Annotated in this window: 19 protein-coding genes; 13 read left to right on the forward strand and 6 right to left on the reverse strand. The window is 71.1% G+C overall.

Going from position 1 to position 17,568, the window contains the following annotated elements:
• Nucleotide 1: 1 nt before the first annotated feature.
• Entirely contained in the window at nt 2-841 is an 840-nt protein-coding gene (locus MPTA5024_RS33700; RefSeq protein ID WP_036331785.1) for a MaoC family dehydratase, read from the forward strand.
• Nucleotides 842-850: 9 nt separating this feature from the next.
• On the opposite strand, the gene MPTA5024_RS33705 is transcribed toward MPTA5024_RS33700, so the two are convergent.
• Nucleotides 851-1,480 carry a TetR/AcrR family transcriptional regulator gene (locus MPTA5024_RS33705; RefSeq protein WP_036332156.1) on the reverse strand — a complete coding sequence of 210 codons (630 nt, stop codon included), beginning with the start codon at nt 1,478-1,480 and terminating at the stop codon, nt 851-853.
• Between the two features lie 139 nt (nt 1,481-1,619).
• Between MPTA5024_RS33705 and MPTA5024_RS33710 the strand changes: the two genes are divergently transcribed.
• Together MPTA5024_RS33710 and MPTA5024_RS33715 are read left to right on the forward strand one after the other, a co-directional pair.
• The gene (locus MPTA5024_RS33710) at nt 1,620-2,789 is read left to right on the forward strand and encodes an acyl-CoA dehydrogenase family protein (protein ID WP_036331786.1); all 1,170 of its coding nucleotides are present in this window, start codon (nt 1,620-1,622) and stop codon (nt 2,787-2,789) included.
• Between the two features lies 1 nt (nt 2,790).
• Nucleotides 2,791-4,905: an acetate--CoA ligase family protein gene (locus MPTA5024_RS33715; RefSeq protein WP_036331787.1), complete on the forward strand. Its 2,115-nt coding sequence runs from the start codon at nt 2,791-2,793 to the stop codon at nt 4,903-4,905.
• A 66-nt stretch (nt 4,906-4,971) separates the two neighbouring features.
• Here the strand turns inward: MPTA5024_RS33715 and MPTA5024_RS33720 are convergent, their stop codons facing one another.
• From MPTA5024_RS33720 to MPTA5024_RS42955, 3 genes are all read right to left on the reverse strand, one after another.
• Nucleotides 4,972-6,099, reverse strand: a complete 1,128-nt coding sequence (locus MPTA5024_RS33720) for a thiolase C-terminal domain-containing protein (RefSeq protein ID WP_036331788.1) — start codon at nt 6,097-6,099, stop codon at nt 4,972-4,974.
• A complete protein-coding gene (locus tag MPTA5024_RS33725; protein ID WP_036331789.1) occupies nt 6,096-6,524 on the reverse strand; it encodes a Zn-ribbon domain-containing OB-fold protein in 429 nt (142 codons plus the stop codon). The genes MPTA5024_RS33720 and MPTA5024_RS33725 overlap by 4 nt, the downstream gene beginning before the upstream one ends.
• A 92-nt stretch (nt 6,525-6,616) precedes the next feature.
• On the reverse strand, nt 6,617-7,129 hold the full coding sequence (locus MPTA5024_RS42955) for a VOC family protein (protein WP_051458977.1): 513 nt from the start codon (nt 7,127-7,129) through the stop codon (nt 6,617-6,619).
• 174 nt (nt 7,130-7,303) lie between these two features.
• Between MPTA5024_RS42955 and MPTA5024_RS33735 the strand changes: the two genes are divergently transcribed.
• Entirely contained in the window at nt 7,304-8,629 is a 1,326-nt protein-coding gene (locus MPTA5024_RS33735) for an MFS transporter (RefSeq protein ID WP_051458978.1), read from the forward strand.
• Between the two features lie 22 nt (nt 8,630-8,651).
• On the opposite strand, the gene MPTA5024_RS33740 is transcribed toward MPTA5024_RS33735, so the two are convergent.
• On the reverse strand, nt 8,652-9,167 hold the full coding sequence (locus tag MPTA5024_RS33740) for a MarR family winged helix-turn-helix transcriptional regulator (protein WP_051458979.1): 516 nt from the start codon (nt 9,165-9,167) through the stop codon (nt 8,652-8,654).
• Nucleotides 9,168-9,321: 154 nt separating this feature from the next.
• On the opposite strand from MPTA5024_RS33740, the gene MPTA5024_RS33745 reads away from it, so the two are divergent.
• The 4 genes from MPTA5024_RS33745 (at nt 9,322) to MPTA5024_RS33760 (ending at nt 11,655) form a co-directional block, all read left to right on the forward strand.
• The gene (locus MPTA5024_RS33745; protein ID WP_036331790.1) at nt 9,322-10,092 is read left to right on the forward strand and encodes a pirin family protein; all 771 of its coding nucleotides are present in this window, start codon (nt 9,322-9,324) and stop codon (nt 10,090-10,092) included.
• Nucleotides 10,093-10,308: 216 nt separating this feature from the next.
• Nucleotides 10,309-10,644 carry a YnfA family protein gene (locus tag MPTA5024_RS33750; protein WP_036331792.1) on the forward strand — a complete coding sequence of 112 codons (336 nt, stop codon included), beginning with the start codon at nt 10,309-10,311 and terminating at the stop codon, nt 10,642-10,644.
• Nucleotides 10,645-10,852: 208 nt separating this feature from the next.
• A complete protein-coding gene (locus MPTA5024_RS33755) occupies nt 10,853-11,266 on the forward strand; it encodes a ribonuclease domain-containing protein (protein ID WP_036331794.1) in 414 nt (137 codons plus the stop codon).
• Nucleotides 11,267-11,274: 8 nt separating this feature from the next.
• Complete coding sequence (locus tag MPTA5024_RS33760; RefSeq protein ID WP_036331797.1) at nt 11,275-11,655, forward strand: barstar family protein; 381 nt, start codon at nt 11,275-11,277, stop codon at nt 11,653-11,655.
• 19 nt (nt 11,656-11,674) lie between these two features.
• On the opposite strand, the gene MPTA5024_RS33765 is transcribed toward MPTA5024_RS33760, so the two are convergent.
• Nucleotides 11,675-12,247 (reverse strand): DUF6461 domain-containing protein, encoded by a 573-nt coding sequence (locus MPTA5024_RS33765; protein ID WP_051458980.1) that lies wholly within the window; start codon nt 12,245-12,247, stop codon nt 11,675-11,677.
• 432 nt (nt 12,248-12,679) lie between these two features.
• Here MPTA5024_RS33765 and MPTA5024_RS33770 point away from each other — a divergent pair, with 432 nt between their 5' ends.
• The 5 genes from MPTA5024_RS33770 to MPTA5024_RS33790 all read left to right on the forward strand — a co-directional run bounded on the left by MPTA5024_RS33770 (nt 12,680) and on the right by MPTA5024_RS33790 (nt 17,526).
• Nucleotides 12,680-13,321, forward strand: a complete 642-nt coding sequence (locus MPTA5024_RS33770) for a GOLPH3/VPS74 family protein (RefSeq protein ID WP_084370209.1) — start codon at nt 12,680-12,682, stop codon at nt 13,319-13,321.
• Nucleotides 13,322-13,355: 34 nt separating this feature from the next.
• Complete coding sequence (locus MPTA5024_RS33775) at nt 13,356-14,828, forward strand: APC family permease (RefSeq protein ID WP_036331801.1); 1,473 nt, start codon at nt 13,356-13,358, stop codon at nt 14,826-14,828.
• A complete protein-coding gene (locus MPTA5024_RS33780; RefSeq protein ID WP_051458981.1) occupies nt 14,825-15,421 on the forward strand; it encodes a GNAT family N-acetyltransferase in 597 nt (198 codons plus the stop codon). Before MPTA5024_RS33775 ends, MPTA5024_RS33780 begins: the two co-directional genes overlap by 4 nt.
• An 85-nt stretch (nt 15,422-15,506) precedes the next feature.
• Nucleotides 15,507-15,992, forward strand: a complete 486-nt coding sequence (locus MPTA5024_RS33785; protein WP_036331803.1) for a hypothetical protein — start codon at nt 15,507-15,509, stop codon at nt 15,990-15,992.
• 463 nt (nt 15,993-16,455) lie between these two features.
• Complete coding sequence (locus tag MPTA5024_RS33790) at nt 16,456-17,526, forward strand: vanadium-dependent haloperoxidase (protein ID WP_198167545.1); 1,071 nt, start codon at nt 16,456-16,458, stop codon at nt 17,524-17,526.
• Nucleotides 17,527-17,568 lie beyond the last annotated feature (42 nt).

The following is a 17,568-nucleotide window of genomic DNA, read 5'->3' on the forward strand; positions in this document are numbered from 1 at the left end:
CATGCCCCTCGACCACGGGGTGATCGGCCTGGAGAGCCCGCCGTACGAGCGGTCGTGGACGTCGAAGGACACGCTGCTGTACGCGCTGGGCGTCGGAGCCGGAACCGCCGAGCTCGCCTTCACCACCGAGAACAGCGCCGGGCTCCGGCAGCGCGTGCTGCCCACCTTCGCGGTGCTGGTCGCCCAGGCCCCGGCCGGCCGCCGCCTGGGTGACTTCGACCCGGCCATGCTGGTGCACGCCGAGCAGAGCTTCGAGGCGCACCGCGAGATCCCGCCCGAGGGCAGGGTCAGGACCACCTCGACGGTGACCGGCGTTTACGACAAGGGGTCGGGCGCGCTCGTGACCAGTGAGGCCCGCGCCGTCGACGCCGAGACGGGAGAGCCGATGGTCACCTCCCGCAGCGCGGTCTTCATCCGCGGCGAGGGCGGCTTCGGCGGCGGTCGCGGACCGCGCGACGAGTGGGCCGAGCCGCAGGGGCCGCCCGACCACAAGGTCACCTACCCCACACATCCCGACCAGGCGCTGCTCTACCGGCTGTCCGGCGACCGCAACCCGCTCCACTCCGACCCCGCGTTCGCCGCGCGGGCGGGTTTCGACCGGCCCATCCTGCACGGCCTGTGCACGTACGGCGTGACCGGGCGGGCGCTCCTCCACGCGGTGGCGGGCTCCGACCCCGCCCGGCTCGTGGCGATGTCGGGCCGGTTCAGCCGCCCGGTCCTGCCGGGCGAGCCGCTGACGGTGTCGATCTGGGTGGACGGGCCGTCCGTCCTGTTCCGGACGGCGAAGGACGACGGGACCGTGGTGATCGACCGGGGCAGGGCCACCGTCCGCCCCGTGTGATCCCCGCTGTCACGACGGTGAGGCGGCCGGCCAGGGGGCGCCGAAGCGGCGGATGAGCTCGACCGCCGCGTCGACGACCTCCAGGGCCTCCTCCTCGGTCTCGCTGGTGGCGACCTCGCGGCCCGCCTCGCCGATCACGCTGGTGAGCACCGAGACCATGAGACGGTCGGCCGGGGTGCTGCCCGCCCCGAGCAGCACGGCGTTCTGCCGCACCCACGCCCTGCCCCGGGTGCGGCGCATGAGCTCGAACCCCGGCGGGCCGTGGCCGTCCATGAACAGGCGGACCAGGTCGCGGCGCTTCCAGGACCCTTCGAGGAAGGCCTTCGCCCCGGCGATGAACAGCTCGACCGGGTCCTTGACGCCCGCCTGCCTGGCGGCGGCGACGGTCGAGGCGGCGGCCTCCTCGTGCGCGGCCTGGTGCTCCTCCCACAGGGCGAGGAACAGCTCCGTCTTGCCGCCGAAGTGGTGGTAGAGGCTTCCCACGCTGGAGCCGGCGCGCTCGACGACGTCGGACACGTTCGCGTCGGCGAAGCCGTGCTCGGAGAAGACCTCGCGAGCCGCCTGGAGCATGCTCCTGCGGGTCTCGGCGGTGCGGCTCCACTCCCAGGATCCGCCCCTCCCGCCTGCCTTGCGTGCCATCTCGCTCCTCGGGTCGACGCCCCTCATCCTAATCCTTCGAATTCTAGAATTGTGTTCGGCGGCAGGGTTGACAGCACCGCCACGAAAGCCGACGCTGGAAGCCGCAATACTAGAGGCTCATTCTAGAAAAGAGTGCGGTATGGATTTCTCCCTCAGCCCGGAGGAACGGCAGATCCGCGACACCATCCGCTCCTTCGTCGAGAGGGAGGTCATGCCGTTCGAAGCCGAGGTGCTGCGCAACGAGCGCGCCGGCCGTCCCGCTCTCGACCCCGAGATCCTGCGGGACCTGCGGCTCAAGGCGAAGAAGATGGGCTTCTGGGGGATCAACACCCCCGAGGAGTACGGCGGGGCGGCCCTCGGGCCCGTCATGTCGGCGATCATCGCCATGGAGGTGGGGCGCACCTTCGTGCCGTTCAGCTTCGGCGGCTCGGCCGACAACATCCTCTACGGCGGCAACGAGGAGCAGAAGCGGCGCTACCTCATCCCCACCATCGAGGGCGAGCGCCGGTCCTGCTTCGCCATCACCGAGCCCGGCGCCGGATCCGACGCGCGCAACATCCGGACCCGGGCGGTCAAGGACGGCGCCGAGTGGGTCGTCAACGGCGAGAAGACCTTCATCACCGGCGGCAACGAGGCCGACTTCGTCATGGTGTTCGCCGTCACCGACCCCGAGAAGGGGGCGAACGGCGGCGTCACCTGCTTCCTCGTCGACCGCGACATGGGCTGGAAGTCCGAGCCGATCCCGACGATGGGGCAGTGGGGCCCGGCCTCGCTGGTGTTCGAGGACGTCCGGGTGCCCGAGGCGAACATCCTCGGCGAACTGGGCAAGGGGTTCGACCTCGCCATGCAGTGGATCGGCCAGGGCCGGTACATGATCCCCGCCAGGGCCGTCGGCTCGGCCGAGCGGATGCTCCAGATGGCCGTCGACTACGCCAAGATCCGTACGTCGATGGGCCGGCCCATCGCCGAGTACCAGGCGATCCAGTGGATGATCGCCGACTCGCAGGTGGAGATCGAGGCGGCCAAGTGGCTGACGCTCCACGCCGCCTGGCGCGTGCAGCAAGGCATGGACGCCCGGCACGCCTCGTCGATCGCGAAGCTGAACGGCGCGGTCATGGCCAACCAGGTCGTCGACCGTGTGCTGCAGATCCACGGGGGGATGGGCTACACCAAGGAGCTCCCGATCGAGCGCTGGTACCGGGAGCTCCGGCTGCTGCGCATCTTCGAGGGCACCGACGAGATCCAGCGGCGCACGATCGCCCGCAACCTGATCAGGGGTCACGCCCGTCTCGGCACCATCGGAGAGTGAGATGTCGCTCGACACGCTGTTCAACCCGCGTTCCATCGCGCTGGTGGGCGCGACCGACAAGTCGGGCTGGTCGATCAGCACGCTGGCGAACCTGCGCACGCACGGCTTCTCCGGCCCCGTCCACCTGGTGAACCCGCGCGGCGGGGTGGTGCACGGGGAACCGGCGTACCGGAGCCTGTCCGACATCCCCGGCATGGTCGACCTCGCGTACGTGATGGTTCCCACCGCCGCGGTGCTGTCGGTGCTCCGCGAGGGCGCCAAGCTGGGCATCACCGGGTACGTCATCCTCACGGCCGGCTTCGCCGAGGCCGGCCCGGAGGGCGCGGAGCTGGAGCGGGAGGTCGTCGACTTCGCCCGGGAGAACCACCTGACCGTGCTCGGGCCGAACGGCAACGGCTTCATCAACGCCGCCGCCGGCATCACCCCGTACGGCCTGCCCATCCCCTCGCCGCTGCTGCGCGGGTCGGTGGGCGTGGTGCTGCAGAGCGGCGCCCTGGCCAGCTCCGTCCTCGGCTTCGCGCAGGCCCGCAACGTCGGCGTCAGCCTGCTCACCTCGATGGGCAACGAGTCGCTCGTCACGGTCACCGACGTCGTCGACCACCTGGTGGACGACCCGGCGACCCGGGCCATCGCCCTGTTCCTGGAGTCGGTCCGCGACCCCGCCGAGTTCTCCCGGGTGGCGCGCAGGGCGCTGCTCGCGGGCAAGCCCATCGTGGCGCTGAAGATCGGGCGCAGCGGGCTGGCCTCGCGCACCGCGCAGGCCCACACCGGGGCGCTCGTGGGCGACGACGCCGTCATCGACGCCGTCTTCCGTCAGCTCGGGATCGTCCGGGTGCGCTCGCTGGAGGACCTCATCATCACGGCCGGGCTGCTGGCCGCGTCGGGTCCGCTGCCGGGCCCGCGGATCGGGGTCGTCACACCCTCGGGCGGCGCCTCGGAGATCATCGCCGACCGGGCCGAGGACGAGGGGCTCGAACTGCCGCCGTTCGCGCCGGAGACGGTCGCCCGGCTGGAGACGATCGTGCCGTCCTTCGGCACCGTGCAGAACCCGCTCGACGTCACCGGGTACATCCTGATCGACAGGACGTTGCTGGGACGGGCGCTGGAGGCGGTGACCGCCGACCCGGGCGTCGACGCGGTCATGCTGCTGTCGGAGCCGCCGCGCCTGGCCCCGCCCGACCCGGAGCCGACCTTCACCCTGTTCACGGCCAGCGCCAGGCGCATCGCCGCGTCCCCCGTGCCCGTCGTCGTGGTGAGCAACGTGCTGACCGACGTCACCGAGTTCGGCCGGACCGTCCAGGAGAGGACCGGCTTCCCGTACGTCGTGGGCGGCATCGAGCACGGGATGCACGCCATCGGCGCGGCGGTGCGGTGGTCGCGGTGGCACCGGGAGGCACTCGCCCGCGCCGCCGGGCCGGAGCCCGCCGCGGCGCCCGCGCCCCCGGGAGCCGGTGTCGAGGGGGCGAGCGGCGTCTGGGCCGAGCACCGCGCCGCCGCCCTGCTCTCGTCGGCCGGGCTGCCCGTGGTGCCGTCCCGGCTCGTGGACGACGAGGAGTCCGCCGTGGCCGCGGCCGGCGAGTTCGGGTACCCGGTGGTCCTCAAGGCCGCGGCCGAGGGGCTGGGGCACAAGAGCGACATCGGCGGCGTACGGCTCGGCCTGCGTGGTCCCGAGGACGTCCGGGCGGCCTTCCGGGCCGTCATGGGCGCCCTGGAGTCCGCCGGGGTGGCCGCGGGCGCCACGCTGGTCCAGCCCCAGCGGAGCGGCGGCGTCGAGCTGCTCGTCGGCGTCGTGCGGGACCCCGCCTGGGGCCTCACCCTCGCCGTCGGCCTGGGCGGGGTCTGGGTCGAGGTGCTGCGCGACACCGCGCTGCGCGTCCTGCCGGTGGACGCGGCGGAGGTCCGCCGGGCCCTCGGCGAGCTGCGCGGCCGCCGTCTCCTCGAGGGCGCCCGGGGCACCGAACCGGCCAATCTGGACGCCGTCGCCGACGTGGTGGCCCGCGTCGCCGCCGTCGCCGAGAGCCTCGGCGACCGTCTGGAGTCCCTGGAGATCAACCCCCTGCTGGTGGCCGGATCCCGCGTGGAGGCGCTGGACGCCCTGGTCACCTGGCGCGCCTGACCGGCCGATCGCCGCGTCCAGGCCGAGCGCCCCGGGGCCGTACGACCCCGGGGCGTTCCGCGTGGGTCAGGGCCGGTGGCCGGACAGGACGAGGGTGGCGGCCGAGGCGAACATCCCGCCGTTGCCGAGCACGACGCTCACCTCGGCGCCGGGCACCTGCGCCGCGGCCTCCCCGCGGAGCTGCCGCACCGACTCCTGGATGGCGAACATGCCGTACATCCCCGTGTGGGTGTAGGACAGCCCGCCGCCGTTGGTGTTCATGGGCAGGCGGCCGCCGGGGGACGTGTGCCCCTCGGCGACGAAGGGGCCGGCCTCGCCGCGCTTGACGAAGCCGAGGTCCTCCAGCCCGTAGAGCGGGACGTGGGCGAAGGCGTCGTAGATCATGAGGTGGTCGACGTCGTCGTGTGCGATCCCCGCCTCGGCGAACGCCGCCTCTCCCGACACCCGGAAGGCCCGCGAGGTGGTGAAGTCGGCCATCTGGGAGATGATCGGCGACTCGGCCGACTCGCCGGACCCGAGCAGGTACACCGGCGACCGCCGGGCGCGCTCCTCCGAGGTGACGATCAGGGCCCCGCCCCCGTCGGTGACGAGGCAGCACTCCAGCAGGTGGAAGGGGTAGGCGACCATCCGCGAGGCGAGGACGTCCTCGACCGTGACGAGGTCCTGGTACATCGCCCGCGGGTTGCGGTGGGCCCAGCGCCGCTGGGCGACGGCGACCTCGGCGAGCTGCTCGTGGGTGAGGCCGGTCTCCTTCATGTAGCGCAGCGCGGTCAGCGTGAACATCGTGGCCGGCCCCAGCACGCCGTACGGCAGCTCGAACTGGCCGGCGAGGCTGTCGGGGCCGAGCGCGGGGCGGGCCGCGCCGACGCGGGACCGGCCCGACTCGCCGTGCGTGATCAGGACGGTGGTGCACAGCCCGGCGCGGACGGCCGCCGCGGCGTGCCGCACGTGGAAGAGGAACGACGAGCCGCCGACGCCGGTGCCGTCGAGCCACGACGGGGTGATGCCGAGGGCGTGGGCGATCTGGACGGGCCCGGGGACCCCCACGGTCGCGACGCCGTCGATGTCATCCTTGGTCATCCCGGCGTCGGCGAGCGCGTTGCGGGCGGCCTCCAGGTGGAGCTGGGTCGTGGAGAGGTGGGGCAGCCTGCCGACCTCGTCCGTCTCGGCCGCTCCGGCGATCACGACGGTCATCGGGCGGCCTCCTCGGGCTCCTCGGGCTGGAACAGCGGGACGTGCACGTCCCCTCGGCGTTCGAAGACCACCCGGAGGCCCATGTCGAGCGGCAGGTTCGCCGGCGTGATCTCGGTGCCGACGATGTTGGTCATCATCCGCACCCCCTCCTCCAGCTCCACGACGGCGATGGCGTACGGCCCGTCGTCCTCGAACCCGGGCGCGGGGCGGTGACTGATCACGTACGAGTACAGCGTCGCCCGGCCGCTCGCCGTCACCCACTCGACGTCGCCCGACCCGCAGTGGGGGCAGCCGGGCCGGGGATAGAAGTAGTGCCGCGAGCACGCGCGGCAGCGCTGGACGCGGAGCTCGCCCGCGGCCGTGCCGTCCCAGAACGGCTGGGTGTCCGGGGTCGGTCTCGGTACGGGCTTCGACGGGGCGGCCATGCGTTCTCCTCCGGCGCGGCAGCTTTTAGAGTTAGATTCTAGAACCCGAATCTAGAGTTTGGCGAGACGCGACCGTCCCCGGCTGCCCGGGGTCAGGGGCTGGGGATGCCGGTGCCGCGCCGGCCGTGCCCGGCCAGCAGGTCGGCCAGCGACGGCAGCGGCTCGGGGTTGCGCGGACCCGGCTGGGCCAGCTGGATCAGCACGCCGTGCGCCTCCTTCGGGTGGAGGAACACCTCGCGCCAGCGCGGCTCGGCCAGGTTGAGGCCGAACAGCCGGTAGCCCCGTTCGCGCAGCAGGTCCACGGCCGCGTGGATGTCGGACACGTGGAAGTTGAGGTGGTGGACGCCGCCCCTGCCCCGGGTGAGCTCGAAGAAGCTGTCGAAGAAGGACGACCCCGCGAGCGGCTCCATCAGCTCGATCTTGCTTCCGTTCGCGTACCGGAGCTGCAGCGTGCGGTAGCCGTTGGCCGTGTTGTCGCCCCCGCCGACATACGCCCCTCCCAGCAGGTCCAGGTAGACGGGCAGCAGGTCCCTGATGCGGGGTGCGGCGACGGCCGTGTGGTCGAAGGCGGCGTTCAGTCCGGCGAGCTCCTGGGTGATGTCCACGGCACTCCTCGTCGTAATCCTAGAACGCCATTCTAGCGACCGGCCGGGCCGCGGGACCTGCTCACGACCCCTTGACGTGGACGGTGAGAGGGCGGAGCATTCGTGGAAATGAATTCTAGAGCTAACTTCTAGAACTCGACTGCCCGGCGGGGGGACTGAGGAGAAAGGCGTTCGATGAGCCTGTCCTACGTACGCGAACTGGACGAGTACCCGACCGGTGCCCGCCGCATGAAGATCCTCACGATGGCCGTCCTGGCCATCCTCATCGGCTCCTACGAGGCGCAGATCGCCCCTGTGGTCCCCCTGCTCCTGAAGGACCTCCACATGTCCCTGGCGACGTACGGCGCGGTCTCCGGGGTGGCCGCCGTCTCCGGCGCCCTCGCCTCGGCCGTCGGGGGCAGGCTCACCGACCAGGTGGGGAGGGTCCGCCTGCTGGTCCCGCTGATGATGCTCACGGCCGTCTGCTGTTTCGTCATGACGCTCGTGCACAGCCCGCGCGACCTGCTGATCGCCCGGATCCTGCTGGCGTTCGTCGACGGTGTGGCGATGGCGAGCACCGCGCCCCTCGTGCGCGACTTCTCGCCTCGCGTGGGCCGCGCGCAGGCCTTCGGCTTCTGGACGTGGGGGCCCGTGGGGGCGAACTTCCTCGCCGCGGCCGTCGCCGGCTGGACGCTGCCGATCTTCCACGAGTCCTGGCGGTCGCAGTTCGTCATCATGGGCTGCTTCTCGCTCGTCATCTCCATCGTCATCGCCCTCAACATCGCCGACCTGTCGCCGGAGTTGCGGGCCCGGATCCAGCTCACCGAGCGCAGGGCGGCCCGCGTCGTCGACCTGATCCGGCCCGCCCGGGTCTCCGCGCTGTTCGCCCGCCGCACGATCTGGGCCCACGTGGTCGGCATCTCGCTGTGGCTCGTGCTCTACATCACGCTCTCCCTGTTCGGCCAGACGATGCTCGTGGGCGCCCTCGGGATCTCCGCCGCCGAGGCGTCCACGATCATGGCGGTCTTCTGGAGTCTGAACCTGATCACCGTGATCGCCGCCGGCCGAGTCTCGGACCGCACCGGCCTGCGCAAGCCGTTCGCGCTCGGCGGGACGGTCGCCGCCGTGGTCATCACCGCCTACCTCGCGTACTGCCTCGGCCAGGAGAACGTCTCCACGGGCACGCTCATGATCACCGGCGCCCTGCTCGGCGGCTCGCTCGGCGTGGCGTACGCGCCCTGGATGGCCAACTACTCCGAGGACGCCGAGGACGTGGACCCGCGCCTGCAGGGCACGGCGTGGGGGCTGTTCGGGTTCCTCACCAAGGCCATCGCCGTGATCGGGCTGCTGGTCATCCCGCAGGTGGTCGAGGCCACGAGCTGGCAGGTGTGGCTGATCGTCAGCCTCGTCTGCCTCGTCCTGTTCGCCCCCGCCGTCTTCCTCTTCCAGGGGCCGTGGCGGCGCGAGCGGACCGGCTCGGTGGGCCGGGCCGCCCCCGTCGCCATGGCCGAGGCCGAATGACGGGCGCCGTTCCAGGCGGCCGTCAGCCGTCCCGCCCGTGGTCGCGGGACGTGTGGCCGGCCGCCGGGGGAGCCGGGGTGCCGGTTGCCTCGATCCGGTCGAGCACCCGCGACGACAGCCGTTCGAGCGCCGTGACCTCCTCCTCGGAGAGCCCGTCGAAGACCACCCGCCGTACCGTCTCGACATGAGCGGGGGCCGCCGCGCCGATCGCGCGGCGGCCCTCGTCCGTCAGCACGACCAGCGCGCCCCGGCCGTCCTCGGCGCACTCCTCCCGGGCGATCAGGCCCCGGCGCTGCATCCGGCTCAGGTGGTGGGACAGGCGGCTCTGCTCCCAGTCGAGGCCGCGCTGGATCTCGAACGGCCGCAGCCGCCCGTCCGGCACGTCGGTCAGCAGCACGAGCACCTCGTAGTCGGCGAGGGACAGACCGGAGTCGGCCTGCAGCCGGTGGTTGAGGTGGGCCGTCAACCGGCCCTGCATCCGCATGTAGGCCCGCCAGGCTCGCTGCTCGTCCTCGTCGAGCCACCGGGGAGTGCTCATGTACCCGAGCCTACGTCCTTCGATGACGCATCATGGATATGGCGGAATGCATGATGCATCATCTATGTTGTGAGGCGCGTAGATGATGGGTCATCTACCAGAGGCGCCGCCGGGTCCGTCCCGGAGGCGACCGATCTCGACGAAGGGGAGTGCCATGACCGCCACGATGCCGGCCCCGAAGGTGGACGTCCGCCGTGCCGAGGACCGCTTCACCACCAGGATCGCCTGGCTGGACTCCAAGCACTCGTTCTCCTTTGGCGGGCACCACGACCCGCGCAACACCCACCACGGCGTCCTGCTCGTCAACAACGACGACATCGTCCGGCCCGGCACCGGGTTCGACACCCACCCGCACCGGGACATGGAGATTGTGACCTGGGTCATGCGCGGATCTCTGGTGCACCAGGACTCGACCGGCCACTCCGGCGTCATCTACCCGGGCCTCGCCCAGCGGATGAGCGCGGGCACCGGCATCCTGCACTCCGAGAAGAACGACTCCTGGCGGCTGCAGGGGGGCGCGGAGCACGACGAGCCCGTTCACTTCGTGCAGATGTGGGTCGTCCCGGACGAGGCCGGCATCACTCCGGGGTACGAGCAGCTCGAGATCGAGGGCGACCTCCTGGCCGGCGGTCTGGTGCCCGTGGCGAGCGGCATGGACAAGCACGACGGCGTCTCGGCCATCCGGATCAAGAACAGGTACGCCGCGCTCCACGCCGCCCGCCTGCAGGCCGGCGAGAGCGTCGAACTGCCGGAGGCGCCGTTCCTCCACCTGTTCGTGCCGCGCGGCGCGGTGACCCTCGAAGGAGCCGGCCCGCTGAACACCGGCGACGCCGTCCGCTTCACGGCCACCGGCGGGCAGCGGGTCACCGCCACCGAGCCCGCCGAGATCCTCGTCTGGGAGATGCACGCCACCATCGCCGCCTGAGCACCCCCCGCGGCAGCGTCCGCGGCCATAACCGGCGACGACGTCCGCGAGGGCGACCGCCCCGCGGACGGGAGAGGAAAGCCCCGATGAACTCCGTCAAGACCGCCACCACCTCGGTCCCCGTCCACCCGCTGCTCGCCGAGCGCTGGAGCCCGCGGGGCTTCGACCAGGGGCACGAACTCGGCGCTCGGGTCCCCGACCAATAGCCTCGCCTGCATGACCGTCGTGCGTTCCGTCGTGTTGTTCGTCCTGGCCGCCGTCCTCGAGATCGGGGGCGCGTGGCTCGTGTGGCAGGGTGTGCGCGAGCACCGTGGCTGGGCGTGGATCGGGTTCGGCGTGCTCACCCTCGGCGCGTACGGGTTCGTCGCGACCCTGCAGCAGGACCCGCACTTCGGGCGCATCCTCGCGGCGTACGGCGGGGTGTTCGTCGCCGGCTCGCTGGCTTGGGGCATGGTGATGGACGGTTACCGGCCCGACCGGTACGACGTGCTCGGGGCCCTCGTGTGCCTCGCCGGGGTCGCGGTCATCATGTACGTGCCCCGCGGCCACTGAGAGCCCCTCGTAGTGACCGTTGTGTCGTCGCGTACTCCTCCAGCGTGTGCATCAGTGCCGGCTCACGCGGGCGGTGCCGTCGCGATCCGCGCGTCCGGGAGAGTGGGCGGAAGAGTTCACCGTACCTTTGGCGATCTATGGCTTTATTTGACCCGTTCTGACGGTGATCCTTACTGGTGTCCGCCTGGCACCCCCGCAAGGAGGCTTCGTGCACACTCCGCCCCGCCGTCGTCCTTCCTGGCCGGCCCGACTGGCCGTCCTGATCGCCGCCATCACGTCCATGACCGTCCTGGTCGGCGTCGCTCCCGCCGGCGCCTCGGTCTACAGCTCCTGCACCATCTCCCGGTGCTCCGACGCGCGCTACGCGAACTCGGTGTGGGCCTCCAAGGGCTACCCCACCAGCAGCGGCTGGTACTCCTGGCCCGACGGCAGGTACAACTACACGGGCGGGCGCTTCTACAACCGCGAAGGCGAGCTTCCGAGCGGCGCCACGTACTACGAGTACGACGTGTACTCCCGGGCGAAGGGCGCCGCCCGCGACGCCTACCGGATCGTCGTGAACCGCAGCACCGGCGCCGTCTGGTTCTCGCCGAACCACTACACCGACTTCTACAGGCTCTGAGGACTCCCATGGCATCCGCCGAACGACCGCTGCCGCAGTGGCTGACCGTGTCCGCCGGACCGGCTCCGGCGGTCGTCGACGGGCGCGCCTGCCGGACCCGCGCCGCCTTCTTCGAGGAGGTGGCGCGGGCCCTGGCCCTCCCGGACTACTTCGGCCGCAACTGGGACGCGCTCACCGACGCGCTGCGTGACACGACCGGGGCCGGCGGCGTCGCCCTGGTCGTACGGCACGCCGAGGACCTGCTCATCGAGGAGCCCGCGGAGCAGTTCGCCACGCTGCTGGCCGTCCTGGGCGCGGCGGCGGCCGACTCCGGGCTGACGGTGACCCTCTGCACCGGCCCCGCCCACGAGTCCCCGCTCCGCGAACGGCTGTCGGACGCCCTTCCCTGACCTCCGACCGGCGGCCGCTCTAGAGCAGACCGCGGGTGGAGCCGACGAGCACGGGCTCGTCGAGCGCCTCGGGCGTCATCCGCACCCCGGTCACCCTCTCGGCCAGCGCGAACGCCGTGTGGATCGGGTCCCCCCAGTCGTCGTCCTCGTCGCCGTCATCCTCCGTGGGCATGCCGAGCTCGATCATGTGCGGCAGGAGGCGATCCTCGTCGCCGCCCGCGCGGTCCATGGGGTAGTCGGGCTCGAAACGGGTCACGATCCGGCCGTCCGCGGCGTGGACGAACTGCTGGTCGGCGTTGACGTTCAGGAAGACCGACGCGGTCACGGCGCCGGCCGAGAGCCTCTTGGCGACGTCGTCGAGCGTGCACGCGAACCCGTTGGGCTCGACGAGGATCGTGCCTCCGTCCACCTCGGCGGCCGCGATGGCTCCGTCGAAGTAGAGGTCGTCCACGTCCGCGATGGCCGCGATCCCCAGGCGTTCGAAGGCCTGCCGGGGTGTCAGGCCGCCGACGAAGGTGACGCAGAAGGCCACCGTCAGCCCCTCGTCGTGCTCGTCGAACCAGGCGTAGTCGTCGGCCGTCGCGCCGCTCATCGACGTCTCCTCTCGGGTGGGGGGCACCGGCAGGGACGATCGTGCCCGACGCCTCCGACAAAACCGCGTCCCCGCCTATGCGCGGCGAAGGGCGATCCAGCGCATCGCCATTTCGTGTCACTCATGAAGGCGTTGTTTCGGCTGCCGGAAACCATTCATGGAACGTGCCGAAGACGGGGGAATCGCTGCGAGGCCGGAACGGCGGGCCGTACCGGCGGGAACAGGTCCGCGGCGGCGTCGGCGCGTAACGCGCGGCTTTGGATCGTTCCGAAAGGCGTTCTGTTCTGCTCGGCGGGAAATGGTTAGCCGAAATAGCGGAGTGCAGAAATCCGTAAGGAGCGTGGCGACTGTACATGCCTGGTCATAGGTAATCCGGCACTGCCGTCTTTCCTCGATGACAGATTTAACAATTCGCCTATATCATCGCCGTTCGTGGCTGAAGGTGATCTTTCGAGCCCGTCGCTGGCCGACGATCTGTACTTCGTCATGCACGACAACGGAACAGGTCAGCCGCGGTTGCATCCCCGGCTCGCGAGCATCGGGCTGGCGGGCGCCGTCCTCGGTGAGCTGATGCTCGCCGAACGCGTCACGGTCGAGCTCGCCTCGGGCCAGGACCGCCTCCACGTCCTCGCCCCGGACGCCACCGGCGAGCCCCTCACGCAGAACGTGCTGGACCAGATCGTCGCCGAGCCGCAGCACCCCCTCCACACCTGGCTGCTGTTCTTCGCCCGCACGATCTACGCCGATCTCAGGAGCAGGATGATCGCCGCGAACCTGCTCCACCCGCCGGGACGGTCCCTGTTGAAACAGCAGCCGCCGGCCCCCGTGGACTCGAACACGGCCGCCTGGCCCCGGGCCCGTCTCACCCTCGCCATCCAGCGGCGCAGGCCGCCCGCGCTGAGGGACTGCGTCCTCTACGGGCTCTGCGTGGCCACCGGATGCGACCAGCAGGCGCTGTGGGAGCACGACCGCGAGTTCCAGGCCGCCGCGACCGCCACCCTCCCCGTGCCCTTTCGGAGACTCGTCGTCCAGACCGAGGTCGCCATCGGCGAAGTCGTCATCAGCCGTCGTTGACCCCTTTCCCGCCCCCCTCTCACGGAGTCCCGGTATGTCACTCACAGAGCAACGGCCCAGCGCCGTGTCCGCAGCCCTGGCCGAGGATCGGCTCGGCGTCCCATCGGTCGTGTTCTTCGTCATCTCCGCCGCGGCGCCGCTCATGGTCGTCGCGGGCTCGGTCCCCACGGCGTACGCGGTGACCGGCGTCCTCGGCGTGCCGTTCGCGTTCCTGCTGCTGGGCGCGATCTTCGCGCTCTTCGCCGTCGGCTACGTGACGATGGCGCGGCACGTGGTGAACGCGGGCGCCTTCTACGCCTACGCCACCCAGGGACTCGGCCGTACGGCGGGGGTGGCGACCGCATGGGTGGCGCTGCTCGCCTACAACGCGCTCCAACTCGGCCTGTACGGCATCATCGGGTCGGCAGCCGAGCCGCTGCTGCGCGACTGGTTCGGCCTGTCGCCCGCGTGGTGGGTGATCGCGCTGGTGGCGTGGGCGCTGACCGGTGTGCTGGGCCTGCTGCGGGTGGACGTCAACGGCAAGGTCCTGTCGGTCCTGCTGGTCAGCGAGATCGCCGTCGTCCTGCTGTTCGACCTCGGCGACCTGCTCAACGCGGCTCCGAGCGGCGTCAGCTTCACCGGCTTCAGCCCCGGCTCCCTGTTCGTGCCCGGCGTGGGCGCCGCGCTGGCCACGGTCGTCGCGGGCTTCGCCGGGTTCGAGTCGTCGGTGGTCTTCGCCGAGGAGTCCAAGGACCGCGACAGGACCGTGCCGGTGGCCACCTACCTCGGCATCGCCATCATCGCGATCCTGTACGCGATCTCGGCCTGGGCGCAGGCGGTGCCGACCGGTCCGGAAGGCGTCGTCAAGGCGGCGACCGACCAGGGGACCGGGTTCGTCTTCGCCCAGGCGGCCGACCACCTGGGCTCCACGGTCGCGACGCTCGGCTCCGTCCTGTTCATGACGAGCAGCATCGCCTGCATGATCGCCTTCCACAACACCACGGCCCGTTATATCTTCGCCCTGGGCAGGGAGAACGTGCTGCCCTCGGTGTTCGGGCGCACCTCGGCCCGCACGGCCGCCCCGGTGGCCGGATCGGTGCTGCAGACGGCGCTCGGACTGATCGTGATCGTCGTCTACGCGGCCCTCGGCCTCGATCCCGTCACGAAGCTGTTCTTCACCTTCGGCGCCTTCGGCGGCCTCGGGCTGCTGACCCTGCTCGCGGCGACCTCGATCGCGGTCATCGCCTACTTCGCCCGCGACTCCCGGGGCGAGACGGCGTGGCGGACGCGTGTCGCGCCGGCCCTGGCGACCCTGGCGCTGTTCGTCATCATCGGTCTCACCCTGATGAACTTCGACACCGTGCTCGGGGTCGCGCCCGACTCCGTCCTCCGCTGGATCCTGCCCAGCCTCTTCGTCGTGGCGATCGTCTTCGGCGTCGTGTGGGCGCGGGTGCTGCAGGCGACCAGGCCCGAGGTGTACGCCAACATCGGCCTCGGCGCCCAGGCGGTCGGCGGAGGCCGCAAGTGAGCGCCGAGATCACCTTCATGACGGACGCCGCCGTGGCCGGCGGCGTCATCGCCGACACGTTCGGCACGGACGAGATCACGGCCTGGCTGGTCCCGGCGGTGGAGGACCGCCTGCCGATGCAGAGGCGGTTCTTCACCATGCAGGTGGCGCACGCGCTCGAGCACGGCACCGTCTACGGGATCCACGAGTCGGGCGAGCTCTCCGGGGTCGCGGTCTGGTTCACCGCGCCGTTCCCCGAGATCCCCGGCCAGGAGGAGGCGATCGCCTCCTTCGCGGGGGAGAACGCCGAGCGCTACGGCATCCTGGGCGAGCTGATGGACAAGCTCCACCCGCACGAGCCCCATCACTACCTTGCGTTCATCGCCCTGGTCCGGGGCAGGACCGGCCGGGGGCTCGGCACCCTCCTGCTGGAGGAGCACCACCGCAAGCTCGACGCCGAAGGGATGCCCGCCTACCTGGAGGCCAGCAGCGAGGCGAGCCGCCGGCTCTACCTGCGGCACGGGTACGTGGACATGCTCGAACTGGTCCGGCTCCCGGGCGGCCCCGTCATGTATCCCATGTGGCGCGAGCCCCGCTCGGCGTCGTCGTCGTGAGCCGGGGCGCCCGCCGGAGAGCCGCTCCGGCGGGCGCCCGTCTCATCGGAGGTCTCGCGTGCGAGACGGCACAAGGACGGAGCTCATGTCGACGGCCGGTGACCTGGACGCGGTGCCGGAATCCGCGACGCGGGGGCGGCGGCGGTGGGCCCGTGCGGTGGCGGTCGTGCTGGTCCTGCCCCTGCTGTACGCGTTCGCCAAACTGCCGGAGTGGATGCACAACCGGCAGATGGACGACCTCGCCGGCCGGATCCTGAGCTATCCCCCGCCCCCGTCCACCGGCTTCGCCACGGACGAGTTCTCCGCCTCGGTCGCGGCGTACGGCATGAAGGACACCTGCACCTACCGGCTCCGCTTCGACATGACGACGAAGCTCTCGGCCGACGAGATCACTCATTACTACGAGACGGCGGCGATACCACCGGTCGCGGGAGGAAGTGACTCCTTCACGGTCATGGTGTGGACGCTCCCGCAAACGCCGGCCTCGCTCGACGTGTTCGGCCGACAGCGGGTCATCGTCGAGATCCAGGACCGCGACCTCGGCTCCCTCTGGGATTTCCGCTGCATGTGAATTCGCCCCGCGGCTCGTTTCGCCGTCCGGGCATCGGGCGATTCGCACTGTGGATCGGTCCAGGAAAGCCGCCTGACGGTGGCGTTCCGGTGATCGTGTGACGTCGGCCGCGTGGCCGGAGGATATGACCGGACCTCGCGCCGGCAGAGGGGCTCGTTTTCGGCCAGGGCATTATCGCCCTGCCGATTGTGGGCCACTGTGACGGTTGTGATCTGTTGAGTAGTTTGCTGGCATGCTTGCTTCAGGTGAAACGGGCCGGGCAACCGTCCTCCGGCGGAAGGCCGTTTTTCTGGCCGTCGCCGCAATCGTCACGGTAGGGTCCCCGGTCGCGCTCGAAGGCTCGTCATTCGCGTCGGATTCGGGCACGCCCGAGAACGCCGTCGTCGTGTGGGACCGCAACGCCCAGACGGCTATTTGGGACAACGCCCATCAGCAGCCACAGGTCCAGGCACGCAGTTTCGCGATGGTGCACGGAGCCGTCTACGACGCGGTGAACGCGATCGCCGGCAGGCCCTACCAGCCGTACCTGGTCGCGCCGGCCGCCGACGGGACCGAGTCGGTGGACGCGGCCGTCGCGACCGCGAGCTTCCTCGTGCTGAACGCGCTGTTCCCCGACCAGCAGGCGAGGCTGCGGACGCAGTACGACGACGCGCTGGCCGCGATTCCCGACGGCACCGCCGAGCAGCGCGGAATCACCGTGGGCACGCAGGCGGCCGACGCGATGATCGCCGCGCGGCGGGACGACGGGGCGTTCGGCAGCCAGACCTGGCCCGTCGGCACGCAGCCCGGCCAGTGGCGGCCGACACCTCCGACGTTCGCCTCGGACGGGGCGTGGGTCGCCCACCTCAAGCCGTTCCTCATCCCGAGCGCGTCCATGTTCCGCACGTCGGGTCCGCCGGCGCTCACCAGCGCCCAGTACGCCAGGGACATCAACGAGGTCAAGGCGATCGGCTCGGCGACCAGCACGATCAGGACGGCCGACCAGACGCAGGCCGCGATCTGGTGGCACGACAGGCACCTGGCCGAATGGGAGATCAAGCGGCAGCTCGCGACGACGCGGCGGCTGAACCCCCTCCAGGCGGCCCGCATGTTCGCGATGGTCGACCTGGCCGAGGCCGACGCGACGACGGCCTGCTACAACGAGAAGGCGGCGTGGAACTTCTGGCGCCCCGTCACCGCGATCCAGCTCGCCGACACCGACGGCAACCCGAAGACGGTGGCCGACCCCGCGTGGATGCCGCTGCTCGTCACGCCGCCGCACCCCGACTTCACGTCCGGGCACACCTGCTTCACCGCGGCGAGCATGTCGGCACTGGCGTACTTCTTCGGCCGGGACGACATTCCGTTCAGCGGGTACAGCGCCGACTCCGGCACCACGAGGTACTTCCGCGGGTTCTCGCAGGCGCTCGCCGAGGTCGTGAACGCCCGCGTCTGGGGCGGCATCCACACGCGCACGGCCGACCTGCAGGGCGCGAAGATCGGCGCGCAGGTCACCGCCTACATGGTGACGCACTACTTCAAGCCCAGGCGGTGACGGTCCCGCACCGCGCATAACCGACGAACGCACCCCTGGCGC

The organism is Microbispora sp. ATCC PTA-5024, assembly GCF_000511135.2.
Classification (GTDB): Bacteria; Actinomycetota; Actinomycetes; order Streptosporangiales; family Streptosporangiaceae; genus Microbispora; species Microbispora corallina.